This window comes from Chryseobacterium sp. StRB126 (genome assembly GCF_000829375.1).
In the GTDB taxonomy this organism is placed as follows: Bacteria; Bacteroidota; Bacteroidia; order Flavobacteriales; family Weeksellaceae; genus Chryseobacterium.
Genome location: NZ_AP014624.1, coordinates 4079155 through 4105740, shown reverse-complemented (window position 1 = coordinate 4105740; position 26586 = coordinate 4079155). Strand labels below are relative to the sequence as shown.

General features: G+C 35.7%; 22 protein-coding genes. 9 read left to right on the top strand and 13 right to left on the bottom strand.

What is annotated here, in order from left to right; translation table 11 throughout:
- Nucleotides 1-41 precede the first annotated feature (41 nt).
- The 8 genes from CHSO_RS18540 (at nt 42) to CHSO_RS18505 (ending at nt 10188) form a co-directional block, all read left to right on the top strand.
- Nucleotides 42-740, top strand: a complete 699-nt coding sequence (locus CHSO_RS18540; protein WP_045499279.1) for a hypothetical protein — start codon at nt 42-44, stop codon at nt 738-740.
- A 128-nt stretch (nt 741-868) separates the two neighbouring features.
- Nucleotides 869-2668, top strand: coding sequence for a hypothetical protein (locus CHSO_RS18535; RefSeq protein ID WP_045499276.1), 1800 nt, complete (start codon nt 869-871; stop codon nt 2666-2668).
- A 165-nt stretch (nt 2669-2833) separates the two neighbouring features.
- Nucleotides 2834-3973 (top strand): helix-turn-helix domain-containing protein, encoded by a 1140-nt coding sequence (locus CHSO_RS18530; protein ID WP_045499272.1) that lies wholly within the window; start codon nt 2834-2836, stop codon nt 3971-3973.
- A 154-nt stretch (nt 3974-4127) separates the two neighbouring features.
- Nucleotides 4128-5186, top strand: a complete 1059-nt coding sequence (locus CHSO_RS18525; protein ID WP_045499269.1) for a serine hydrolase domain-containing protein — start codon at nt 4128-4130, stop codon at nt 5184-5186.
- Between the two features lie 55 nt (nt 5187-5241).
- Nucleotides 5242-5772 carry a serine hydrolase domain-containing protein gene (locus CHSO_RS18520; RefSeq protein ID WP_045499266.1) on the top strand — a complete coding sequence of 177 codons (531 nt, stop codon included), beginning with the start codon at nt 5242-5244 and terminating at the stop codon, nt 5770-5772.
- A gap of 235 nt (nt 5773-6007) precedes the next feature.
- Nucleotides 6008-7369, top strand: a complete 1362-nt coding sequence (locus CHSO_RS18515) for a serine hydrolase domain-containing protein (RefSeq protein ID WP_084221029.1) — start codon at nt 6008-6010, stop codon at nt 7367-7369.
- A gap of 329 nt (nt 7370-7698) precedes the next feature.
- A complete protein-coding gene (locus tag CHSO_RS18510) occupies nt 7699-9444 on the top strand; it encodes a CocE/NonD family hydrolase (RefSeq protein WP_045499263.1) in 1746 nt (581 codons plus the stop codon).
- A 135-nt stretch (nt 9445-9579) separates the two neighbouring features.
- The gene (locus tag CHSO_RS18505) at nt 9580-10188 is read left to right on the top strand and encodes a hypothetical protein (RefSeq protein ID WP_045499259.1); all 609 of its coding nucleotides are present in this window, start codon (nt 9580-9582) and stop codon (nt 10186-10188) included.
- Between the two features lie 129 nt (nt 10189-10317).
- On the opposite strand, the gene CHSO_RS18500 is transcribed toward CHSO_RS18505, so the two are convergent.
- The 4 genes from CHSO_RS18500 to CHSO_RS26450 form a co-directional block, all read right to left on the bottom strand.
- A complete protein-coding gene (locus CHSO_RS18500) occupies nt 10318-10920 on the bottom strand; it encodes an NAD(P)H-dependent oxidoreductase (protein ID WP_045499256.1) in 603 nt (200 codons plus the stop codon).
- A 77-nt stretch (nt 10921-10997) separates the two neighbouring features.
- Nucleotides 10998-11822, bottom strand: coding sequence for a helix-turn-helix domain-containing protein (locus CHSO_RS18495; protein WP_045499254.1), 825 nt, complete (start codon nt 11820-11822; stop codon nt 10998-11000).
- A gap of 249 nt (nt 11823-12071) precedes the next feature.
- Nucleotides 12072-12740, bottom strand: a complete 669-nt coding sequence (locus tag CHSO_RS18490) for a DUF2625 domain-containing protein (protein ID WP_045499251.1) — start codon at nt 12738-12740, stop codon at nt 12072-12074.
- A gap of 224 nt (nt 12741-12964) precedes the next feature.
- Entirely contained in the window at nt 12965-15313 is a 2349-nt protein-coding gene (locus tag CHSO_RS26450) for a TonB-dependent receptor (RefSeq protein ID WP_045499248.1), read from the bottom strand.
- Nucleotides 15314-15777: 464 nt separating this feature from the next.
- Between CHSO_RS26450 and CHSO_RS18480 the strand changes: the two genes are divergently transcribed.
- A complete protein-coding gene (locus CHSO_RS18480) occupies nt 15778-16374 on the top strand; it encodes a class I SAM-dependent methyltransferase (RefSeq protein WP_045499245.1) in 597 nt (198 codons plus the stop codon).
- 507 nt (nt 16375-16881) lie between these two features.
- Here the strand turns inward: CHSO_RS18480 and CHSO_RS18475 are convergent.
- The 9 genes from CHSO_RS18475 to CHSO_RS26340 form a co-directional block, all read right to left on the bottom strand.
- Nucleotides 16882-17241, bottom strand: coding sequence for a rhodanese-like domain-containing protein (locus CHSO_RS18475; RefSeq protein WP_045499242.1), 360 nt, complete (start codon nt 17239-17241; stop codon nt 16882-16884).
- Nucleotides 17238-17540 carry a DUF3817 domain-containing protein gene (locus CHSO_RS18470; RefSeq protein ID WP_045499238.1) on the bottom strand — a complete coding sequence of 101 codons (303 nt, stop codon included), beginning with the start codon at nt 17538-17540 and terminating at the stop codon, nt 17238-17240. Before CHSO_RS18470 ends, CHSO_RS18475 begins: the two co-directional genes overlap by 4 nt.
- A gap of 2 nt (nt 17541-17542) precedes the next feature.
- The gene (locus tag CHSO_RS18465) at nt 17543-18001 is read right to left on the bottom strand and encodes a hypothetical protein (protein WP_045499236.1); all 459 of its coding nucleotides are present in this window, start codon (nt 17999-18001) and stop codon (nt 17543-17545) included.
- A gap of 69 nt (nt 18002-18070) precedes the next feature.
- Nucleotides 18071-18661, bottom strand: coding sequence for a TetR/AcrR family transcriptional regulator (locus tag CHSO_RS18460; RefSeq protein ID WP_045499233.1), 591 nt, complete (start codon nt 18659-18661; stop codon nt 18071-18073).
- A 435-nt stretch (nt 18662-19096) separates the two neighbouring features.
- Entirely contained in the window at nt 19097-20509 is a 1413-nt protein-coding gene (locus CHSO_RS18455; RefSeq protein WP_045499231.1) for a TolC family protein, read from the bottom strand.
- Nucleotides 20510-20545: 36 nt separating this feature from the next.
- Entirely contained in the window at nt 20546-23701 is a 3156-nt protein-coding gene (locus CHSO_RS18450) for an efflux RND transporter permease subunit (RefSeq protein WP_045499228.1), read from the bottom strand.
- 5 nt (nt 23702-23706) lie between these two features.
- Nucleotides 23707-24849, bottom strand: a complete 1143-nt coding sequence (locus CHSO_RS18445; protein ID WP_045499226.1) for an efflux RND transporter periplasmic adaptor subunit — start codon at nt 24847-24849, stop codon at nt 23707-23709.
- A gap of 307 nt (nt 24850-25156) precedes the next feature.
- Nucleotides 25157-25744 carry a TetR/AcrR family transcriptional regulator gene (locus CHSO_RS18440; RefSeq protein WP_045499223.1) on the bottom strand — a complete coding sequence of 196 codons (588 nt, stop codon included), beginning with the start codon at nt 25742-25744 and terminating at the stop codon, nt 25157-25159.
- Between the two features lie 247 nt (nt 25745-25991).
- Nucleotides 25992-26582, bottom strand: coding sequence for a site-specific integrase (locus tag CHSO_RS26340; RefSeq protein WP_262483779.1), 591 nt, complete (start codon nt 26580-26582; stop codon nt 25992-25994).
- Nucleotides 26583-26586 lie beyond the last annotated feature (4 nt).

Below are 26586 nucleotides of genomic sequence, written 5' to 3'. Positions count from 1 at the left end.
TTTTTGCAGAGAATAAATGACCAAGCAGTTTATTCTAAAATATGAACAAGACATTTTCCGATAACCATCAAGTAGAAATAGTTTCTGTATTTTCTGAACTTATACATACCGATTTTCAGGGAGATATAAATGCTATGTGCTGGTACAGGAATTTAGACGGAGATTTTAAAGAAATTGTTTCCAAGCTTCAATTGAAAGAAAGTATTACCGAAATTTCTACTGAAGATCTTCTAGCATTGCGGCTGTCGGAAGAAGGAAATATTGCCAGAGAAATAATTTTAAATGATTTACAATTATTAACGGATTTCGGAGCTTCACCATCGCTCAATCTGCTTAAAAACTATGATCGGGACGAAGAGTTTGATTTTATTTCAACCGATGTCTATTCGTACCATGTAGATCGTTCACCCATTGGAACAGATACTTTTTTATGTACCTATTACGGTGCTGCAAGTGATATATTGCCCAATGACCAGGCTGTACAAAAAATACAGGTTCCTGAGATCCGGGAAAAACTTAAAGAATTACATGACGGACCTGAAGATGAGTTTGAAGATTTCTTGAAAGATTGTTTCTTCGATCTGCATTATCAGGCTAAACCCAATGCAGTGCCTACCAATCTGGGATTAGGACATCTTTGGAGACTGGCAGTAGATCATCCGGCACAAAAAGTTTTGCCTTGTGTGCATAGAGCTCCTGTTGAAAATGAAGGCGAATATCGTCTGCTTTTGATTTGTTAAGTGGTTTTGAATGGTATTGCAGTTTGACTTTTCATTCAAAAGTAGTACCTTTAAAAGAAATTATCCCTATTTTAGGGTCTGTTGACCTGTAAATTGATGCTGTAAACTGTATTGAATTTTGATGACTAATGATTAGATCAATTGTAATTTTAATTTTCTTTTTAAGTGGTTTTTTCTTTTTAAATGCACAGGAAAAGAAAGATTCACTTTATTATAAAATAGAAGAGTTTTCAGATAAAAGAAAAGTCACTAAATTTCTTCATCGTTTCATATTCCGTAGGGAAGCAGATTCAACCTCTGTTAAATCCAGAACAGAAAAACTACCACAGGAAGCTTATAATAAAAGATATATCCGAAATATCAGGATCGAAACTATTGACCCTTTCGGATATGGCTCCAAAGATGAGAAAGAAAAATCAAAATGGTACGATTGGTTTGCAGACCATCTTCATTCCACCACAAGAGCCTCTACCGTTAATAATTACTTACTTTTTAAAGAAGGAGAAGAATATAATGCTCAGAAACTCTATGAGTCTGAACGTCTGATGAGGGCAATGCCTTTTATAAACAGAGTGAATATCAGCGTTTCTGATGATACTTCCAGCAAAGATTCTATTGACGTGGTGGTAAAAGTTCTTGATTCCTGGAGCCTGAAGCCTAGAGTCAGTTATTCAGGCAGTAAAATTGGACTGGGAGTTACCGAAGAGAATGTATTGGGCTTAGGCCACACATTAGATTTCCTTTACAGAAATGATTCCAAAGAAAAACAGGACTATGTTTTAGGAAGTTATACCACCTATAATCTTTTTGGGTCTTATATCAGTGCCCAAATCCTTGGAGAAAGGGACTTTTTGAGAAATGAAAGAATCAATTTTAACGTGAGAAGAGATTTTTTCTCTCCTTTAACCAAATGGGCAGGTGGTTTCACTTTTGAATATTTTATGCGAAATGTTTTATTGCCGGTGGAAACAGATACTGCATTTCCCGAGGTTCAGATTAAAGTATACAGCCAGGATCTATGGGGTGGTTATCAGATCCCGGTTTCGTCAGATCCCGGTGAAAAAGTGACCAGCAATATTGCAGTTATAGGGAGATTTCAGAATTATCAGTATAAAGACAGTCCGGGAATCGATCAATACAAGTATTTCAGTTCTTACAATAGTTTTCTGGTGTCTGTGGGGCTTATTAACAGACGTTTTTCCGTTCAGAAGAATATTTTCCAATATGACTTGCCGGAGGATATTGCTTACGGAAACTCCATAAACCTTATTGCGGGTGGATTATCAAGAAACAAAGAAACGAATCCTTATTTGGGAGTTTCTGCATCTTATGGCAGTTTTACAAAGTTGGGATATTTCACTCTAAAAGCCCAGTTTGGAAGATTTTTTAATGAAGACAGCCAAAATAGGGAGTCTTTTCGTATAGACGGAACGTATTTTACGAATCTTATGGATTGGAAATTTGCCAAAGTAAGACACTTTTTTTCTCCTACTTTAGCATTGGGAAATCCTCAGCATAATTATTCGTATAAAGATAGAATTAACCTTTCTTCGCCGGATGAGTTTCCTGTTTATAATGCAGATTATATTGGAACTAAAAAAATGGTGCTAAGATATCAGCTTCAGATGTTCATCAATAAAACATGGAAGAATTTCCACTTCAGTCCCTATTTAACAATGGCAGTAGGATGGTTAGGTATGCCGGATGAAAAGCTGTTGAATACCCGTGCAAATACTAAAATAGGAGTGGGGGTTCTCATTAATAACCCGTTCCTGGTGTTCAACAGGATTCAGATTTCCTTTACCTATTATCCTCGTGTTCCGTTTGATTATAATTCAGTGTTTGATTTTAACAGTAACCGAAATAACCTTCTGCCAATGAATAGCTTTGCGACGGAAGTGCCTCACTTTGTGAATTTTGGAAATTGATGAGTGAGATTCCTTTATCTTCATGACTTCTCAGGATATAAAAAATTCTGATCATATCAATGTAATTTCTATATTTGTGCGACCTGGAATTTAAATCTAAAAATACCATTTGGATTCCAATAAAAGCTTAAAAATAAAATAACCATAAACAAAGAAGAGTAAAGAATGGATAAAATTAATGTATTAATTATTGTAAATACAACCTCTTTATTCATTTCATTGTTTCTGGCATTTTTTCTGATTACACTCAAAACAAAGCACAAAATAAGTAATGCTCTGTTTGCTGTTTTTCTGGTGTTAAATGCAATAGATATTAGTGAGCCTTTGTTTAATATGATGGTTGATGGCTCATCCAGCCTGGGAATGTTTAGGTCTACCTTTGCTTTCTTGCAAATTCCTGTTTTTTATTTCTATATAATATCAGTGTGCTACTCTGATTTTAAGTTAAAGCCCAAATATTTACTGCATCTGCTCCCATTTTTAATTGTTAATTTGGTTTTACTGCCCCGCTTTTATACTGTAGATGCAGCATCGAAAATGAGTTTTATTCAGAACCGCCAAAATATGATAGAGTTCCAGTTCATTCATATTTTAATACATCTTCAGATTATTAGCTACATTATTGCTGTTTTTAGAGTACTGAGAAAATCTAAGAAACTATATCTTGAAAACTATGCAGGGAAAAGCATCAGTTCCTATCATTGGTTATTCCAGTTTACGGTTGTACTGACTATTTTATATGCGGTAGCTCTTTTAAAAAACATTTTTAAATTTTCAGATTATCCCCATATTTCTGAGGGGTTAAAGATTAGTCTTTGGGTTTCCTCTCTTTTTATTTTTTGCTGGTATTTATTCAAAGCATTAAACAACCCGGATCTTTTCAGAAATGTTGATTCAAAATTAAAACTCGTTTCTGAGATTATTGCAGAAGAAAAGAGCAGTGAGCAGCCCACAATAGATGAAAGAGAATATAATGAAGAGCTTATCAAGTTAAAGAAGTATATGATTGAAGAAAAACCTTTTCTAAATTCTTCGTTAACCATTCAGGATATTTCCAATAACATAGGAATTCCGGTTCGGGATTTGTCACTTCTCATCAACCATCAATTAGGACAGCATTTTTATGATTTTGTAAATACATACCGTATAGAGAATGCTATGGATATTTTAAAAGATACAACAAAAAGTAAGGTAACGATCCTTGAAATTCTATACGAAGTTGGTTTTAATTCAAAATCTTCTTTTAATACAGCCTTTAAAAAACATACAGGCAATACACCAACTAGTTATCGTAAAAATTTATAAATCAGTGATTTGTAATTAATCGTACTCTTTTTTGTAGAGATTCGTACTTATTTTTTACACAAATGAGGCTGAATACTTTTATTCGGTCGCCTAATTCTTCTTTCTCCCACATCTTTGTATCGAAATAATTTTTAAACATAAAAAAAACGATACAATGAAAACTTCATCAAAATTTTTAGCAGTACTATTATTCGCAAGCAGTTTTTCTTTTGGACAAAACATTACCCAAAAAATTGATTCTATCATCAGCGATAATTATAAGAAAAATCCTGAGGTAGGAATTAGTGTTGGCTTTATCAATAACAATGAAGAATACTATACAGCCTATGGTAAGCTGAATGCAGAAAGTCAAACGAAAATTGATAAAAATTCCATCTTCGAAATTGCATCCATCACTAAAATACTGACTTCAAACTTAATTGCCCAGGCAGTTTTGGAGAAGAAAATAAAGTTAGATGATTATATAGACGCATTACTTCCCAAAGAATATGTACTACAGCCGAATCTTAGAAACAAAATTAAAATTTCAGATTTGGCATCACATCAGTCTGGATTACCTGATTTAGATTTTCCAAAATTGATGGAACTGAACCCGCAACAGCCTGTAAGCAGTGTGACCATAGAAACATTAGCGGGAATAATCAATACCTGCAGTGAGCTAAAAGACTATGGTCAATTTCGTTATTCTACCATAGGATATACTTTAATGGGGCAAATACTAGAGAAAGTGTATGGTAAGAGCTATGATGAAATTATCAGAGCTAAAATCATAAAGCCTTTACACATGAACAGTACATTAACTAAGGACTTTAATGTGAAAAATATAACGACGGCTCACAATCCGGACGGAGGCATTCAGGAATTTTTCAAGTGGAATATTACCGCATCTGCAGGATTGGTAAAATCTAATGCTTCTGATATGGTTACCTATTTAAAAGCAGTTTTAAATAATGAAATAACAGTTGGAAAAGCTGCTGTCATTACGGAAAAAATAGTGTATAAAGATGAAAAAAGATACATGGGATTGGGGCTGAACATGATGACGGATGATAAAAATACCATTTATTCGAAATCAGGAGATTCTATGGGACAGTCTTCCATCATCTGCTACAACAGGAATAAAAAATGGGGAATTATCATTCTTCTTGACTATAGAAACTCAAAAATGAGACAGGATCTGTTGAATAAAATCTACGATACAGTCTTGAAATAGATTAAAAACGGTTCGTTAAAGGATAAAAATTGCTACCCTAAAAGAAAATAATACCATGAAAAATACCTTTTATTTACTAGTTGCTGCACTCATTATGTTGAGCTGTCAAACAAGGGATAATGCAGCAACTTCAAAAAGAGATTACAGCTTTCTTACTGACAGTTTGTATATTGATAAGCAATTAGAAAAGTACAAGCTTCCGGGATTTAGTCTTGTTGTTTTTGAAAATTATAAGATTGTTTACTCAAACCAGGTAGGAGTTAAATCAATGGATTCTAAAGCAAAATTAGATGTAAACACTGCTTTTTCTACAGCATCAATCACAAAGCCAATCACAGCACTTCTTTGCCATATCCTTGATGAAAAAAGGTTAATTAACCTGGATGAGCCCATTGATAAATACTTAAAACGCTGGCGTTTACCAAAAAGTAAGTTTACGGAGAATAATAGCCCAACCTGGAAACAGTTTTTAAATCATACGGCTGGCACAAGTCAGGGTGAATTTGAAGACCATTACGAAGGAGATGTTATTCCAACTATAAAACAAAGTCTTTTAGGGCAGCCCCCGAAGATATGCTCAACTTGAAAAAGCAATTGAAAACAAGAGCAAAATATCAGGTAGTCGGCGAAAAATTGGTAGAAATTTTACAAGACCGATTTTATAATCTAAAAATGTCTTAATATAGCATTGGATTATTTTAAAAAATAAGTTCATTTAAAAGCCTACGATTAAATAATGAAAATAGGGTAAGTGGTTATTTTTTTAGATGACTTTATTGTAGGTTCGATTAGAAAAATGCTATGTTCAAAACCCGATAAGTATGAAAAACTCAAAATTAATATTTCTTTTAGGAGTCAGCTTGCTTCCTTTCAAAGGCTTTTCACAAAATAAAGTAATTGAAGGAAATGTAACCACAATGAAGAATAGGACCAGCCTTTCTGATAAGTTGTCACAATATATGAAGGCCCAGGTAGATGTGAATGGATTTAGCGGTACTGTACTGATTGCCAGAAAAGGTTCTGTGCTTCTTCGGGAGGCTTATGGTTATGCAAATTATGAATGGAAAATAAAAACAACTCCCAATACAAAATACAGTTTGGCTTCTGTAAGCAAGCAGTTTACTGCTGCAGCTATTCTTCAACTGGCGGAACGTAAACTTTTATCAGTGGACGATAAGCTGAATACATATTTTCCAGACATTCCAAAAGGAGACCAGATCACCCTTCATATGATGCTCTCTCATATGTCCGGACTTTCGATGGATTTTGATGAACTCTATCTGAATCAGGTTTCCTTAACCCAGAATGACGTATTAAATCATATTGTACAAAAAAAACCCTTATTTACCCCCGGAGAGCAGACGGCATATAGTAATATTGGGTATTATTTGCTGGCTCGTATTATAGAAAAGGTAAGTGGTAAAAGCTATTCGGAGTATTTAAGAGAAAACATTTTTGTTCCATTGAAAATGAATGAAACTGGAGTGATGACCAATGATGAAGTAGTCGTCAATATGGCTGACAGATATACCAGAAAAGAAAAAAATTATAATAAAAATCCTTACATCAACTGGGCATTCAATATTGGGCATGATGGTATCTATTCAACAGCAGATGACCTTTTAAAATGGGATAGAGCTTTATATGGCACAACCGTTTTAAGTGAAAAGATGAAACAACTGATGTTTACCTCTTATAACGATCAAAATTTTGGATATGGCTTTGTGGTCAATCCTTTCTATAATCAGGGGCATCAATTAATTGCTCATGATGGAGGTTTCTTTGGGGCAATGACTTCCTTAAACCGCTATGTAAATGATGATTTGTTCATTGTTATTCTTTCTAATAACCAGTCTCCGGCATATATGTTGGCATATGGATTGGCTGCAATATGTTTTGATAAAGATGTAGAACTTCCTTATCATCATCAGAAGGTTAAAAACAATGGAGGACTTTACCCACTTTTTACAGGAAATTATGAGGGTATTAATATTCTTGAAAATAATGGAAAGCTCTATTATAAAGATCTTGATATTGAGCTGTTTCCGGAATCTGGTACTAAATTTTTTAGGTCAGATGATGATAACAGAACAGTGGAATTTATTAAAGATCCTAAGGGGGAATATTCAACGATTAAGCTGACTAAGGCAGGAGTAGGGGAGATACGAAAGAAAAAAGATTAAGAGTGGTCAGTGAACGGGATTAGCTTAGGTTACGCCCGGCACCTTTACCACCATCAACATTAATGATTAAACCCGTAATAAAGCTGCTTTTTGCAACTGTGTACACCATTTCTGCAATGTCATCAATTTCCCCGACTCTGTTCAGTAAGTGTAAACCGGTACTCTGAATGAATAGAATATAGATAATTTATATTCACAAATTACCACTACATTAGTGCTTTAAAAAAGCAACTCATTATTTTGAAAAAAAATAATGAAACTGTTTTCTGGTATGTATAAGTAAACGTAACATAAACTTCCCAGTTTCTCAAATAAACTAACAATAACTAATGAAACCATTTTTGAATTTCATCATTCTATTTCTGGCATTTTTCACCGTTTCAGCACAACAAACTCGAAAAATAAAGTTAGAGGATTTAAAAAGCATCTATAACATCCAGGATAGTGTTTTAGTAAAAACGAGAGACGGAGCAACATTATCTTTAATGATTGTGAGAAAAAAGGGAGATGAGAATCCTAAACCTGTAATCCTTCAATCCACTATTTATGTTAGAGATAAAGGCAGAGATATGATATCATTAAAGAGATCCGTAGACAATGGCTACGTGGGTGTTATTGCTTATGCAAGAGGAAAGAGATTTAGCCCTGACGAGATATTTCCATATGAAAATGACGGCAATGATACTTACGATGTTATCGACTGGATCAGCAAGCAAAAGTGGTGTAATGGAAGTGTTGGTATGTATGGTGGAAGTTATAATGGCTTTACTCAATGGGCAGCATGTAAAACCCTGCATCCAGCCCTTAAAACAATTGTACCATCAGTTGCTGCACGACCAGGTCAGGGGTTACCTGTAGAAAATAATATTTTCGTCAACCCAAATTACGAATGGTCATTTTATGTTGGAAATAATAAATATCTGGATACTATAGCCGGAAATGACAGAAAACGTTTTCGTGAAATGCAGAATAAATGGTGGGAAACTGGAGTTGCCTATAAAAAATTAGACAGTATAGATGGTGTTCCTAATAAATGGTTTCAACGATGGATAAGTCACCCATCTTTTGATAGTTATTGGCAAAAAATGACACCTTATAAAGAAGATTTTGCACAAATAAAAATTCCGGTTTTAGCTTTTGATGGATATTACAATGATGGACAAAGCTCCGGATTGTATTATCTGAGAGAATTTCAAAAATATAGCCCGCAAACACCTGCATATCTTATCATCGGACCTTACGGGCATTTTGGTACACAGAGCGGCGGAGAAAGTGTTCTGTACGAATACAAGGTTGATCCCGTTGCATTGTTTGACATTAATAAAATTACTTATCAATGGTTTGATTACATTTTAAAAAATGGAACTAAACCGGAAATTCTAAAGGATAAAATTAACTATGAGGTAATGGGTGCCAATGAATGGCGGAGCGCCCCATCAATTGATAAAATGTATAATGGTTTTTTAACACTTTACTTAACCCATGACAAGGCTGGTAAGTATTATGCTTTGAACTCAAAGAAACCTGTTAAAAGTAGTTTTTTATCGCAAGAGGTTGATTTTGCTGATAGAGGAAAAACAAATAATGATTATTATCCGGAACCCCTTATTCGGAAAGAAATAGATACAGCCAATGGATTTAATTTTATGAGTGAACCTTTAAAAGAATCCATATTAATAAATGGTTCATTTCTAGGAGCTATCAAGGCAAGCATCAACAAGCTGGATATGGATATTGGTGTAACATTATATGAAGTAATGCCCAATGGAGAGTATTTTCACCTATCTTATTTTATAGGACGGGCCAGTTATGCAAATGATATCACCCACAGAAAGTTATTAAAACCAAATGTTATTGAAACCATTCCATTCTCTAATACACACTTAGTAAGCAAACGACTAAGCAAAGGAAGCAGATTATTAGTGTATCTCAATGTAAATAAGAATCCATTTTCTGAATTAAATTACGGAACAGGCAAAACAGTAACGGAAGAAACCATTAAAGATGCCAAAGAACCATTAAAAGTGAAATGGTACAACGATAGTTTTGTTAAAATTCCCATATTAAAAGACTAATTTGGAACGAGATTTTATGGAAAGGAATTCATTACTGTGCTAATATTTAGCTGAATATGTATACATTTACTACTGGAGACTGTGGTTTTTCTTTTAGAAAGAAATCACTTTATTTAACTAACCTTTTGGACAGTAATGAAGACCTATCAATTCCATTTTAATAATAACAAGAAGACCGCAGCTATTCTGCTTTGGTTTTTTTCGACATTACTGACTATTACGCTAACAACAACCATCTTAGTAGTACCTGTGGAAGACTATTTTCCGAACTGGCTCTTGCTGTTCACCTTTCCTTTAATGTTACTATCCATTTATAAGCTGTATAAAGTAGCATCCAGAAGACAGTCGATAGAGATCATTACGGTAAATAAAGAAGGGTTTACCAGTTCCTGTTTCGGAGCTGTTTTATTTTCTGAAATAACCTCTATCAAAATTCCTGCCCGGGAAATATCATTGCTGGGTGGAGTAAACTATGATTATTATAAACGAACTGAAGCGGATATTCCTCATCTCGTCACTTCAATTACGGCTAACGATGGCAAAACGTTATGTTGGGTTCTGGACGAGTGGGGTGGACTTTATAACTCAAAGGAAGATTTTTCTGTTTTCTTTGACTTTCTTACAGCGCTAACCGATCAGATGTATCCACTGTACCATGATAACGAAACTGCTTCCACTTATTTAAAAATTCTCGATGAAACTGGTTCCTGGGAAAAGAGTCGAGAGCAGAATCTAATAGGGTGAATTCATAGTTGATAACATGATTTTAAAAATTAGTAAGCTCCCGATTTGAGCAAATTATTTCGATACTAAAATCTAAATCAAATCCAAATTCTTAGAGTTTTCCTAATGCAAAAATGAAAGCCTTTATTATTAAGCATTTTTTACTTGAATACTATTCGTCATAGTATATACATCTCTGATTTTATATAACCACATTTGTATGGCCTCAGGAGTTGCACGGTCTGCCTTATCAAAAAAGAAATGTTCTTTAATCTGGAAACCACAATAGGTATAGATCCCTTTATCAGAAGTCAGTAATAATGCTTTATCCATGCCGATAGCTGAATATTCTTCATGAGATTTTCCATGAGTGTTAAGAATTATAGCCTGTTTCCCCGTTAATAATCCCTTTTGTATTCCCTGGTCATAACGATAGGCAAATCCATAACTAAATACCCTGTCAATGTATCCTTTCATGATTGCAGGCATACCAGTCCACCAGATTGGATAGATAAAAGTTACTACATCTGCCCACGAAATATATTCTTGTTCTTTTTTGACGAGTTCATTAACGATACCTTTTCGTTGTTGTGCCATATCATCCAGAGACAGTACAGGATCAAACCCAAGACTGTAAAGATCTCTGATGATTACTTCCTGTTCCTGCTGTTCTAAAATTTTTTCAATAGATTGTTTAATCTGACCATTCAGGCTCTCCTGATTTGGATGTGCATAGATAATAAGGTGTTTCATATTGTTACTTTTAATTGATTGAACAGTACAAAAGTAAAATAGGGGACACTGGAAAAATTGTAAGAAAACGAAATTGGTTATTCGCTGGTTGCTTGGCAGATATCCTGTTGGAACTTTAGATAATTTTTAGGAGATAAATTGAGGAAATGCTTAAAATCATGAATAAGTTGGCTTTGATCGTAATAGCCACACTGATTAATAATGTCAAACCAGTTTACTTTTTCTTTAGTAAAATCTATCTGTTGAATCAATTCAATAGCTTTTAAAAAGCGATGATACCTGTTGATTTCTTTTGCACTGAAGCCAAAGTGTTTTTTATGTATCAGTTGAATGTTTCTTTCACTTTGCTTAACTTGTTCAGCAATGGATTTGATTGGATTCATCGTATCCGATTTAAAATTAGCCAATAGGCTGGAGGTGGTATCTTGCTGGTTGAGGTATGGCTTACAGAAATTGAGAATATGATTTACTTTTTCTTCTGCTGTATCAATATTATTTAACTGCAATGCTAAGCGGTTAAAACAATTCTCTTCCATCGCTTCGTCGGGGTGGATTGGAAAATGATCAGATAGAATTGCCTTTCCAAAAAAACGGTAAAATGCATCATTCTTGAAATTAGCAACCAATATGCTGGAGTTGGGAGGGTGACAATATTCAAATGAAGACTTAATAGGCCCCAAAACAATACATTTACCAACTTCGATTTTCGTTTTTTGTTTGGAAATCAAGAAGGCATGAGCCCCAAAATTAAAAACCATGATGGTTTGGAAGGAAGGGAGCAGGGTTTTGGTGACTGCTATTTCAGAATTATTTTCAGCAAAATAGAAATGAGAGAATGCCGCTTCAAACTCCTCTGGGACAGGAATTCTGTAACTATCATATATTAATTTGTTTTGTCTCATTTTATAGTCTGTAATTTAGGAAAAAACAAATGGATTTATTGATGATATTTTACTCAAAACATAGATGTGGCTTGTTAAGATCTATTGAAAATAAAAACCCCTTAAACATTAAATTTAAAGGGTTGTATTATTGTAATCTATATACAATCTAAAAAACGGTCTATTTCCTGATACAAGTATCTGAATTTTCTTTTATTGTCCCGTCCTGAAATAGCGATACAGAATTAACGGGTCAATTTGAACGGATTACTATGGAGCAGGTTTTCCAGATTCTACAGTCAAATTATAGTTTTCTTCAATCGCTACTAATTTTCTGTTTGTCTTTTCTATGTCTTTTCCTTCTTTAGTCCACAAAAATGGCACAAATGAATACACTTGATTTCCGTTTGCTTTTTTTATGTCATTTTGCCAATTTTTCCATCTGAAAATCTCATAAAACGTATCGATATCGCCAGCCAGAGCCCAATAAAGAAATTCAGAATAGTTGATGTCTAAACATTCCCATTCAAGGGTGTCTTGTGGTAGATAATAAACTTTCCCCATTTCGCTTCCAATTCCGCCAGCATTTAGGGCAAAATATCCACCGATTATATCGTCTGCAATTAAAAAATGTGAAGGTTGATCACCATAATTTTTAAAAGTTTTTCCTTTATTCCATTCAGCCAAACCTCTGTCAAGTTTTTCACTTCCTGAGCCTAAAATTCTTAGCCAGCCATTGTCAATTAATATACCTCCCGTTTCATAGATTACAGCACCCATTGGCGATCGTGTTGTGACTTGAGCATTCACAAGTTCTTTTTCCGCTCTTCTCTCGTCTTTTGGTAAAATTTCATATTCATTTTTGGCTTCATTTAACCATTCTGTTACTAATTCCCAGCCTGGTTCTTCCAAGTTTATGAGTTCTTCAAGTTTCTTCATATTTTGTTAATTTTTGTTGGTGTAGGGTGAAGTTTGCAACTAACGGCTTGGTTCTTTTTACGAGCGGGATTTCAAAGCCAGAACGTTCTACTAAAGTACAGATTTTTTCAGTAAGTCTATTTTTTAGCTTATTCAAAGTCATCTTGAAAAATAAATATAAGGGGTAAAGTCAAATGATATGATTACATTAAGTTGTTTGGAAAACAAAGAAGTTTACCATATGCTTAAAGATCGAATTGTATCCCCAGACTTGCCGTTGTTCCTGATCCTTTGATATAATAGCGACCTTCATTGGTTGCACCTCTTACTTCAGCATGAATAGGATAATAATCAGCATTGAATAGATTATTAATGGAGAATGAAAAAGTAAATTGCTGATATTTGTATTTCGTTTGTAAATCTACAAGATTATAACCTGAAATCGGATATTTCCCATAGTTGTATTCTTCAGGAGAAAACACATTTCTTCCTCCTAAATGAAGGTATTGTAGGTATACATTCCATTGCTGGGATAACTTAACATCAACATTCAAATTAATTTTGAAAGGTGAGATAATGGAATTGTCCAGCTTGTCCTTGAAAGTCCCCTCATTTTTCAAATCCTGACGGCCATCCATATAACCCAGCACAGTTCCAACGGTCAACCATTGAACAGGTTTTACATTGGCAACAAATTCTACTCCATAAATACGTTGCGGTACCTGACTCAGTTCGTAATTACCCGGTACAGAAGTTTCAGCGAAAGTAGTTCCTTTCTTAGAGGTACTATAATAGCCTATCAACTGGTAATCCCAGAAATCTATCTTACCATTTACTCCTAATTCGAAGTTATTAACGACAACAGGCTTAGGATCAATCTTGCTTAATGGGACTCCGTTGCGTAGGATAAGCCCCACATCACCAATAGAATATCCTTGTGAAAAGGAAGCAAAAGGCTGTAGGTAGCTATATTTATTATACCGTGTTGCCAGATTAAATACAAAAGCATCCGAATGATTATTTTCACCAGCGGTCAGTTTACCATTTTTGATCAGATCGCCAACCTTAAAACGAATATTTTCATAACGTATTCCCCCTTTTAAAATCCAGTTGTTACCTATATTTACTTTACCCTGTGCATAAAAGGCGAGATTATTCATGTTCATATCCGGTGTCACCAATTCGTCTTTCAAAGTTTTCTGCACCGTATGATCCTTCAGGAGGTCCATACCGTAAATAAGGGAGATTTTGGAAGTGGCACCAAGTTGAAATGGAGTATTGAAATTAAGTCTGGCTCCTTTATGATCTGAATAGTTTTGATTGTAAGTTTCAAAGACTGTATTCATATCTTCATAATACAGGCTCAGATTGGCCTCAGTTTTTCCATACTGACCAGCATATTTTAAATGTAAGGCCTTGTTATAGGGGGTACCACCATTAATAATCACATCAGCAGGAATACCAACTGCCGGGGATTCACCAAACCTGCCGGTCGTACCTGCATATTTACTATCCTGTAAGCTGCGATAGTAGTTTCCCATTACTTCTACATGATGATTGGGAGCAATCTGATAACCGATTTTAGCAAGTGTATTATAAGAATTAGTCTCCCCTAATCCATAAAAAGGGCTTACTACTGTGCCATCGGAACTTCGGACAACACCAGTACGACCCATTTTGCCTTGAAGGACATAATCCCATTTACCAATCTGTCCGGAAAAAACTTGTGCAATATTGTAGCCATAGGTTTCGTTTGGTCTTACCAAACTTAGCGAATTATTGAGATAAGTAGATGAACTCAGTTTTTTACCTTTTTTGGGCTTTTTAGTAATGTAGTTTATCACACCGCCAGCGGCTCCGTTACCATACATTGCCGTTGCACCATTGATCACTTCGATATGATCTATTGCACTGGCATCAATAGTACGTAGATCACGTCCACCATTACGCAAAGGTGTGGATTGTGGGATGCCATCAATCAGCACCAGGAAATTACGTCCACGGATCTTGGCAATAAAGTTATTTTGGCTTTCTTCGCTGGGCGATATACTGGGAACCTTTTGCATTAAGATAGATGGCAGATTATCGTTGATCTGTCGCTGTTGGTCCAGTGTTTTACCTCCAATATAGGTTATCGATGACGGAACCTCATCAATGTGTTCGGCTAATCTGCTCGCAGTAACAACAATCTCATCCAAATTATGTCGTGCAACCTGCATAACAAGTGGCTCGACAAATTGATGATTCTCTTCGTTCACTTCAATAGTTTGGGTGATATTTTCATAACCTTCTAAGCTAATTATCAGCTCATACTTCCCATCCATCACCCCTTCAAATTTGAAATAACCTCCTTTGTCAGATAAAGTATTCCCCACTCCGATTAATTGAACATGCACATTGGCTAAAGGTTTGCCCTCTGCGTTAACTATACGGCCACTTACATTGCCTCCTTTTTGTTGTGTATGCAGCGAATAGACCTGCAAAGGACTTTTGGCAATAAAGGGGATTTCTGCATAGACTTTCGGAGATAAAGAATAAGAAAAGTATAAAAGTGCGGCTGTAATTTTAGCCGTTTTGTATTGGTTAACTTTCATTGCTAGTAATGCTAGAGTAGAAGATTCTTGACTATATATTTATTAAAATAGGATAGGTGCAAAGATATATTATTTTGATTTATTCTAAATAATAAGAATTTGATTTTTTATTATTTAGAATATCCTATGTCACATACGACCTTTATCTGCCATTACTGTAGCTGTGACTAATCATGAAGATAATAAATTTGAAAGTAGCTCAGAGCCTTCCTTGGATTGGAGAGTTTGCATCGAAAAAACCTCATATTGACAGCAAAACCACCTAGCTGATAGCTTTGTCACTAACCTTATTTTGTTAAATTGATCTTTATTTTGACTAACTGCATAGTCAGTTATCTCTAGTCCATACTATATTTTCACAAAAGTTTTTAAATCACAAGTATTTCATTACTGATTTATAACTATTTTAATCAATATTCTGGAAATGAAATGTTAACTAGAAAAAAATAGACTAAATTTATCATATGATTTTTAAAAAGCTAGCATCAAATATTGATGTGGATGATGATACCTTTAATAAATTATATCCTTATCACATAAAAGAACTATCTGCGCGCCATTGGACTCCCGTTGATGTTGCCAAGATGGCTGCGGATTATCTGGTTGAGAAGCCGGATAGCAAAGTATTGGATATTGGTTCTGGGGTCGGAAAGTTCTGTTTAGTGGGGGCAGCTTCTACAAAGGGTCGATTTTACGGTGTTGAACAAAGGGAATCTCTCACAAAACTATCAAAAAAAATAGCAGATAGGTATAAAATTGAGAATGTGGAATTTATAAATTCTAATATTGATGAAATTTCTTTTTTGAATTATGAAGCATTCTATTTTTTTAATTCTTTTTATGAGAATATTGATACTTCATGTTCAATAGATGATACCATGTTTCCAGATAAGGACCTGTACTATGCCTATTCAGAGTATGTAAAAAAACAGCTTGACAAAACTCCTGTTGGGACACGACTGGTTACCTATTGGAGTAATTGGGATGAAATTCCATGTAATTTTGATTTAATTGATACCGCTTGTAATGGATTTTTGAATTTTTGGAGAAAGATGTCTTAGTTTATTAGCAAAGGAGCTCCAATGATATAAGGCTGTTCTGGTTACCAATTCTGGCATGGTCAATTTCAATGGAGGGCAAGACTGGTCATTATTTTATTTGCTTAACCATATATAAAATTAGGATCTGCTTCTAATGAATCAAAAATCTGAATGATACGATCTTATTCAAAAGAACTACAAGAGATTTGAAGTCGATTCACCATGGACTTATAGCCGTTTTTATGTTTATGAAACTGACACAATTCTGCCGTATTCCTTGTATAGACATGCTTAAATCGATTATCACGGAAGGCTTGAACGCATTGACAGCTACAACAAAAAGAATGATGTTTTCGTAACACTTCAAATTCTTCCGAGAAGAACTTGGGGCAGCGAAGCTCAGGAGATTTTTGGTTTTAACCAATTTCTAAAGAGTAGGAGAGATGAATCAAAGAGTCAGGTTCTTAAACTAGAAAGATAATTATAACATCGTTAAAGGGAAGATTCTACAGGATGAAGACCTGACTCTTATTTGTTGTCGATACTTTTCTGTAAATCACTCCACGCACCGCCGTTGTAAACTTTTTTGAAGCCTTTTTCCTTTAATATTAATTCGGCTTTTACACTGCGCAGTCCGTGGGAGCAAACGGTAATATAGGTTTTTGTAGGATCGAGTTCAGTATATCGTTCCCTGATTGTTCCCAAGGAAATATTCTGAGAGTCCGGAATATGTCCTGTGGCAAATTCTTTCTCGGTTCGTACATCAAGTATAATGGCTCCTTTTTCAATTACTGTACTGAGTCCATCGTCCAAAGTTTGATATTTGTAAACTCTGTAAATGACATAAATGAATATAATTACTCCTATACAAATAAAAATGTTTTTCATAGTTTGCTCAGTATTTTTTTATCAACGTAAAATGTGCCGAAAGGAATAATGCAGGCCAGTAAAACTTTCCATGTAGTCTCTTTGAATTTCCAATTCTGTTCGACTCCCACACTCAGTGTGTTGAAGAGAAATAGAAGAAACAATGATCCGTGAATGGGTCCCATCATTTTAACCAGCGAAGGGTTATCAAATCCATACTTCAAAGGTACCGCAATGAATACAAGTGTTAGCAATGAAATTCCTTCAAGAATAGCAATAATTCTCAAACGTCCGACTTTTGTTTTTAATAGATTTATCATAATTATCTTAAATAGGGTCTGTTGGCAAAGGGTGAAAATGGCCATGGTATAGCCGAGAAAATAATGATTAATGCAATAACGTAGTAAATCAATAGGGTTTTAAACTTATCGCGATCTGTTGTTTTTCGTTTTGAAATTGAGGATCCGATTGTAATTAAAATGATTGCAAGAAGCATTAAGGAGATGTGGATCATTCCGAAAAATACTACATCAAATGATTCTTTAGCTTCATCGAAATTGTTCCAGAAGTATTTAATAATTGGACTTTGAGAGTACAGAATGATTCCGAAAACCAACTGAATATGAGCAATTGTGGCTGTCCAGTGTCTTGCCGCATTATCTACTTTTAAAAACTCTCCGGAAGAAAAGTAACCTTTATAAGCTCTGAAAACTGAGTAGAATAAACTCAATAAAACCAACCATCGAAAGATGGAGTGTAGAAATGTAAGCGTTTGATACATTGTTTAAAATTTCAATGACGCAAAGATAAAATAAAAACATACTAATTAGAATGTTTTTGAGGAAAAAAATTATTTTAGAGTGAGAAAATATGTTTTAACGGCATTCAAAAAGGTAATGTACACTGATTTTGAGTTCTTCACCTTTCCAAGATTTCTCACTCCCCAGTACCCGGAAAGGACAAAAACGGCAACCTCGTTTCCTTTGACTGATTGATTGATGTACCCTTTTTCCTTCCCTTTTTCGATGGAATTGACAATTGTTTTTTCCCACTGCGAGGAAAGCTGATTTAAAGCTTTTGTAAATTCAACATTCCATGGAGCCATTTCCTGTGTGAAATTTGACGCCGGGCAACCGTATTCGACCTTTAGCTCAGTACTTTCCATCAAAAGATAATGCAGTAAATTGTAAATGGTATCCAGCGGATTTTCGTCTCTATTAAAAGGATCGAGAAAAGTTTTTTTAAAACCCGGAATCATCAATTCATTAACAATCGCAAGTCCCATTTCGTCCTTTGTTTTGAAATGATAGTAAAAAGCTCCTTTGGTAACCTGTGTTGTCGCTATAATTTCATCCACACTCGTTGTTTGATAACCGTGCATGTAGATGAGGTCAAATGCTTTTTGAAGAATATTGTGACGGGTTGCTTCTGATTTTTTCATATAAAAAGTCGTACAGCAAAGGAACAAATTTTTTGTAATTTTTACAATGCTTTAAATTGATAATCATTTTTAATATTTTTATTTGACAGGAGGCTGAAAAAGATTTGATGAAAAAAGGAAAGAATAATCTGTAACATAAACAATATCTATCAAGAGAAAATTCCTTGAATAATTATTCTACATGCAGCATTTCGGATGGAGAATAGCGATCTCCGAGATTTTAGGAAGTCTATTCCGCACGGATAAAGTAACCGGTTTGGTGATTGTATTTCTATGATTGATGTTTTCGATGTGCCTCAGCATTGACAATCATTAAAGCAAATCGCCATCTAGATATTCTAAATGACGATTTTTGAAAATGAATGTATGTATTTTTGAGCAGTATTGTAAATAATACTGTACTGCTGAGCAATGATTAGATATTTATTGTAAAATTCAATTAACACCTCCTCCCAAACTCCTGTAAAGTTCGGATATTGCGATAAGTTCCGATCTTCGTATCAAAGCCAATTCCAGTTCGCTTTGCAGCACATTGCCCTGTGCAATAATAACTTCCAGATATGTGGCCATCCCATTGTTGAACAAATCATTGGCTCTCGTTGTTGATTGTTTGAGTTTATTTACTCGTTTTTCGGCTAATGTTTCCTGTGTTTTTAATTTTTCAATTTTGACCAGTGCATCTGAAACTTCACCTACGGCATTCACCACAGATTGCCTGAATTTCAATACTGACTTTTCACGCTCGACCAAATCAACTTTATATTGAGTGCTCAATTCTTTATGTTGCAAAAGAGGTTGTACAACGCTTGCACCGACGATACCGAAAAGCGCAGAAGGAATATTGAACCAGTCGCTCGCCTTGAGAGAGTTTACACCTCCGCTTGCTGTAATTCTTAATGAAGGGTACATGTCAGCTTTGCTTACACCTACTTTGGCATTGGACAATGCCAGTTCGAATTCCTTTCTCTTGATGTCGGGTCTCAGTCTCAGTAATGTCGAAGGCAGTCCCGCGGAAATTGTTTCCGGAAGTATTACTTGTTCTGACAAAAAGCTACGGTTAATGCTTGCGGGCAGATCACCGCTCAAAACACGCAGTGCATTTTCCTGCTGAATGGTAGCCTGTTCCAATTCCGGAATTAATTTTTGTGTTGCCAGAAGCTGGGCCTGAGCCTGTTCGACCGCAAGTGAAGTAACCTGACCTGATTCATATTGTATTGTCATCATCCTTACAGTACTCTCATTCAATGCGATGTTTCTTTGCGCGATTTTCAATTGTTCGTCAAGCATTATCAAATTATAATAGCCTTCAGTTACATTTGCAATCAATTCAGTCTGTATTGCTTTCCGTGCTTCATTGGTTAATAAATAAGAAGTAAGAGCAATTTTATTTTTGCTGCGGATCTTGCCCCAAATATCTGCTTCCCAAGACAAACTTACATTTGTTGTATAATCTTCCAGGTGATTGGTTCCAAGAAACTGCGAAGTTGACATTCCATTTAGGCTGTTGTTCGAAGGATTGTTTGTTGAAGAAGCAATATTTAGTCCTACAATCGGTACATTGTTCCATTGTGACTGTTTCAATCTTAACCGGGATTCTTCAACATTTTTCAGTGCGATTTGCATATCAAAATTCCTGATAATGGAACTGTCAATCAACTTCTGAAGCATAGTATCTCTGTAAAATTCTTTCCACGGAAGAGAAGCGATCGACATCGTATCCTCAGTCACCACATTACGAAATGTCGAAGGCAGTTCGGGTGCAGGTGTCTTGAAGTCTTTGGAGACTGTGCAACCGATAATGATGAAAAGGATATTTGCTGTGACAGTTATTTTAAAGTATTTTTTCATTTCTTAAAGATGAATTTTGTTAAAAGGTTCTATCTGTTATTGTAAAACAGGCTCCGGAGTAGTATTTGCTGGTTTTCCTGATACTTTCTCATGCAGCGCCTGAAACACGATAAACAAAACAGGTATAAAAAACAGTCCCAGAACAACGCCGCCAATCATTCCTCCGGCCGCACCAATACTGATGGAGTGATTGCCCATTGCAGAAGGTCCTGTTGCTCTCATCATCGGCGCAATTCCGGCAACAAATGCAATCGACGTCATAATAATTGGACGTATTCTCAGTTTGGCAGCTTCCAGTGCGGATTCTACCAGTGAGTGTCCGGCATTTCTTCGTTGAGATGCAAATTCCACGATCAGAATTGCATTTTTAGCAAGTAATCCAATCAGCATAATCAAAGCAACCTGAATGTAAATATTGTTATCGATTCCTGCCAGACGTATTGCCACGAATACTCCGATAATACCGGTAGGTACTGACAGAACGACGGCCAAAGGAAGGATGTAACTGTTGTATTGAGCACATAACAAGAAATATACAAACAGAAGGGACAGTATAAATATTAATACAGATTGTCCACCGGATAAAATTTCTTCCCTTGTCATTCCTGAAAATTCAAATGAATAACCTGTAGGCAATTCTTTTTCCGCAACTTCGCGAATGGCCTGAATTGCATCGCCTGTACTGTAACCAGGTTTGGGTAAAGCATTAACTCCGATGGAGTTGTAAAGATTGTATCTGGTTATCACTTCAGGACCAAATACCCTTTTCAGACTTACTATAGTGTTAACGGGTACCATGCTTCCCATTTTGTTTTTGACATAAATTTCATTCATTGAAGCAAGATCGGCGCGTTCTTCTTTTTCCGCCTGAATCATCACCCGATAATATTTACCGAACCGGTTGAAATCCGATACCTGAGCACTTCCAAAATATGCCTGCATACTGTTTAAGACATCTTTTTCATCAATACCGAGCTGTTCGATTTTTTCATGATCCAATATCATCTCAAACTGTGGGTAATCCGCACGAAATGTCGTAAAGGCCACTGCGATCTCAGGTCTTTTCATCAGTTCCGCAATAAAACGATTTGCAATACCTCCAAATTTATCAAGTTTTCCGCCTGCCTTATCTTCAAGAACTATATCCAGTGCATCTACATTACTGAATCCCGGTACTGTCGGGAATGAAAAGACAAAAAATTGCGCACCTTTTATCGTGTTCATACGTTTCTGAAGTTCTGCAATATTTGCGGATACGTCGTTCATATCACCGCGTTCTCCGTCTTTCTTCATCCTGAAAAATGCAACACCGGAAGATGGACTTGTAGAACTTGTCAATATGTTAAATCCCGCTACCTGGTTGAAAGCGAACTTTGCAGGCATATCTCTAACTTTGTCAGCAGCTTCATCAAGAATTGCCTGCGTTCTCTTCATCGATGAACCGGGAGGAAGATTAACTGAGATGGCAATAAAGCCCAAATCCTCGGAAGGAATAAATCCTGTAGGAGTTTTTCGTATTAATATTCCTGTTACAAGCATGATTACTACAAGTGCTCCAAGGCTTATCCATTTAAATTTTATCATTTTCTTTACGCTCCCAACATATCGTGAGGTTACATTTTCAAAACCTTTGTTAAATGCGAAGAAAAATCTTTGTTTTAAATTTTTCGGCTTTTCGTGGTGGTCATGATTGACATCTTTCAAAAGCAAAGCGCACAAAGCGGGGCTTAAGGTCAATGCATTTACAGCCGAAATAGAAATAGCGATTGCCAGAGTAAAGGCAAATTGGCGATAAAAGACCCCGGCTGAACCGTCCATAAATCCAACAGGTAGAAAAACCGCAGCCATTACCAGAGTAATGGAGATGATTGCGCCGGTTATTTCGTGCATAGCGGACATGGTAGCTTTTCTCGGTGTGATGTTTTTATGTTCCAGTTTTGAATGAACAGCTTCCACAACAACAATTGCATCATCCACAACGATTCCGATAGCAAGAACAAGTGCAAATAAGGTTAGAAGATTTATTGAAAATCCGAAAATCGACATGAAAAAGAATGTTCCGATAATTGCTACGGGTACAGCAATGGCGGGAATCAATGTGGATCTGAAATCCTGTAAGAATATGTAAACAACAATAAATACAAGGATAAAGGCTTCCAGTAAAGTTTGTTGAACCTGTTCAATGGATTGATCCAACATATCTTTGGTGTTGTACAGAATTTGCTGCTTGATTCCGGGAGGGAAATCTTTCTCAGCTTTTTTCAGATATTCACCTACTTTGGTTTGTATTTCCCTTGAATTTGACCCCGGCAGTTGAACTACCTCAAACAAAATACTTTGTTTGTCATGTACTGTGTTCAAAGAATTGTACGTATAACTTCCCAATTCAACTTTAGCAACATCTCTCAATTTCAAGATAGTTCCATCTGAGTTAGATCTAATGATTATGTTTCCATATTCTTCAGGTTTGGTATATTTTCCTGAATACTTAAGAACATACTCAAAAGATCGGTTACTTGATTGTCCTAATCTTCCGGGTGCCGCCTCTTGGTTCTTACTTTTGACAGCTGCCATGACCTCGTTAGGAGTAATACTATATGCGGTCATCTGTGCCGGATTTAGCCAAATACGCATGGAGTAATCTTTATTGCTTCCTAAAAATCTTACCTGCCCAACTCCTTGTATACGCTTCAGCTCAGGTATTACGTTTATTTGAGCATAATTTGTTAAATATGTTGCATCATATAGTTTTGGATTTTCACTCATTAGATTGATTGCCATGACCAGTGAGTTTTGAACTTTTTGCGTGGTTATACCTGCCTGAACCACTTCGGTCGGCAACAATCCTGTTGCAGATGAAACACGATTTTGAACATTCACCGCAGCCTGATCGGGGTCTGTACCTAATTTAAAATAGACCGATATGGTGAGGGTTCCGTCATTGCTCGATGTCGAACTCATGTAAGTCATGTTTTCAACTCCATTGATTGATTCTTCGAGAGCGGGTGCAACGGCACGAACCATTGTTTCGGCATTGGCACCGGGATAGTTTGCGGAAACCTGAACGACAGGAGGTGCAATGTCCGGAAATTGTTGAATGGGAAGATCCATGAGACCTACGGCTCCCAAAATTACCAGCATGATGGAAACTACTGTCGCAATAACCGGTTTGTCTATAAAAACTTTTAACATAATCTTTAGTTGATATTTATTTTAGCTATTTTTTCTGTTGACTTTTCAGGTTTCACCACAATGCCTTCTTTTAAAGATTCCATCCCTTTTAATACAAGTTGATCACCTGCTTTCAGTCCTTCAGATATATAGTAGGTTGTGTCCGATGTTCCTGATATAGTTAAGGCTACCTGTCGGACTTTGTTATTTCGATCGACCACAAAAGCGAATAGTTTATCCTGCATTTCAAAAGTTGCGGATTGTGGAATTCCGATAACGTTCGATTGCTGCAGTCCCAATTTTATTCGCCCTGAATTTCCGGAACGCAGTAAGCCTTGCTCATTGGGAAATGTTGCACGTAAGGTTATTGCTCCTGTTGTTTTGTCGAAAATAGCATCGACCATATCCAGTTTGCCGGCCTGAGGATATATTTGTCCTCCTGAAAGAATGATACTCACTGCAGGAGCATTTTTTATTTTCTCTGCAATTGATGCCCCTTGGAGTCCATCCTTAAAGGTTACAAAATCTGATTCAGATATCGAAAAATAGGCGTGAATTTCTCTGTTATCAGATAAGTAAGACAGGGGCTGAACATCAGAAGGGGAGATGATACTGCCGGTTTTCTTAAACAATCTCCCGACGAAACCGCTAACCGGCGCTTTAACGGTAGCGAAACCCAATGTTATTTTGGCATTGCCCGCTTTCGCTTTTGCCTGTTTGAGTCTTGCCAGTGATGCCTGATAGGAGGCTTGAGCAGTCTTTAACTGGTAGGGTGAAACAACTTTGTTTTGAACTAAAGGTGTAAGTTTATCAACTTCCAACTTTGCTGTCATGAGATCTGCCTTTGCAACAAGCAACTCACCTTGAGCAAAATTGGAATCTTCTGTGAAAGGTCTGTGATCAATTTGAAACAGAGGTGTCCCTTTTTTTACGTAAGATCCCTCCGTGATATAGATTTTTTCGAGAATTCCAGACACTTGAGCTCGTAATTCAACATCAGTTTGTCCCTCCATTTTGGCAGGATATTCCAGATAGACCATTGCATTGCCTGGATTAACGGTTGCGACCGGAACCGAGGGTATATTTGCTGACTCTGTTTTGTCATCACTGGATTTACAACCTATTAATACAGCGTAGGCGAATAAGCCATATATTACAGTTTTTTTCATGAAATTATTTATTAGAATATTTGAAATTGTATAAATTTTTGACAATTAAAATCTGATTTATGGTTCATAATCGACATTTGTAATTGTTATTTTTGAGTTGTATATAATTTTTTCTGTTGTGGTTTGAACACCCATATTGAATACCCATTATTTTGAATTAGACAGTATCTAAAAAAGATTACTTCGTTAAAATCAAACATACTAATTGGTATGTTTTTGTTGCAAAAAAAATCTTTATGTTGGAGTATTAATTTTTCGATCTAAGAAAATGTTTAGGAATGAAGAAATCTTGTGCATAATTATAAATTTAGTCTAATGAATCTATATAAATTTTAAACTCTTTGAGAAATGTATAATAGTACTTCTTTCCCAATATCTTTCCCATATTTCTTACACCATGATATTGAGTCAGAATATGAATTGCAATCTTTTTTGCATCATGATCCAAACGTAGCTGACCGGCCGTTTGACATCTTATTATCTCGTCTTCAATTGCCTTTCGCCATTTATTTAATGACTTTAGGAGAGCCTTGTGAAATGCATCCGACAGAGGTGCCATTTCCTGAATTAGATTAACGGTCGGACATCCATTTGCGGCATTCATGAATGGATGTTCTAATAGTAAACTATGCATCATCTGATACATGTTTTTCTTAAAGTCCGTTCCTTTGGAAAGTGATTTTTCTATGAAAGGTAATATCTCATTGTTTAAGGCCTCACTGATAAGTGCCATACCCATTTCATTTTTGTTACGAAAATGATAATAGAAAGCGCCTTTGGTAACTTGAGTTTTTTCCAAGATCTCATCGATGCTTGTTGCTTGATACCCCTGCCTGTAGGTGAGCATCAAAGCACTCTTTAAAATATTAGATCTCGTAATTTCTGCTCTGGTCATAAAACATACTAGTTAGTATGTTGCAAAGATATATACCTTTGTTTGGATACGCAAACAAAAGTGCACAAAAAATTATGACGTTAGCCTTATACGTTAAATGATAACTTAAAGATTCTTACAATATGGCCAATCTATGATGGCTCAATAAATTAAATACACTGAAAAAATATTTTTATGGATGATATCGCTGCAAATTGACAACACCCGAATAAAATGAATTACTTTTTAAATATTATTTAAAAATTGTCTAAATTTCGATATCTAATTGAGGTATTATCTCAGCTGCTTCTTTCATTTTCTGATCAACGATTTTAGCATAAATGGCAGTGGTTCTGATCTCTCTATGACCAAGTCTTTTAGAAACAGTATATATATCCGCTCCGTTCTCCAATAGCAATTCAGCATTGGTATGTCTAGCACTGTGAAAAGTGATATGTTTAGATATTTCTGCTCTATTGCACCATCGGACGATTTCATTGTTAAATACAACACCATATTTTAATCCTTTAAAAACTCGTTCCTGTGGTGACTTTCTCTCACCTAAGATTTGCCTTGCCTGCTTAGAGATGTAAAGATATTCAACTCTGTCCGTCTTCTTTTGGTGAAAGTTGATTCTGCTCACACCATCTTCATCACGAATTTCAGACCATACCAGCATATTGATATCAGACCATCTCAAGCCGTTGAGGCATGAAAAAATAAAGGCTTTTTTCAAAACTTCATATTTGCAAACAGTATTTGCAAGTTTTTGTAATTCGCTATGTGTAAGATACTCGCGCTGACTTTCCGACTGTTCAAAGGATTTTATTGTGGCTGCTTTTGGATAAATAACCTTCATCAAA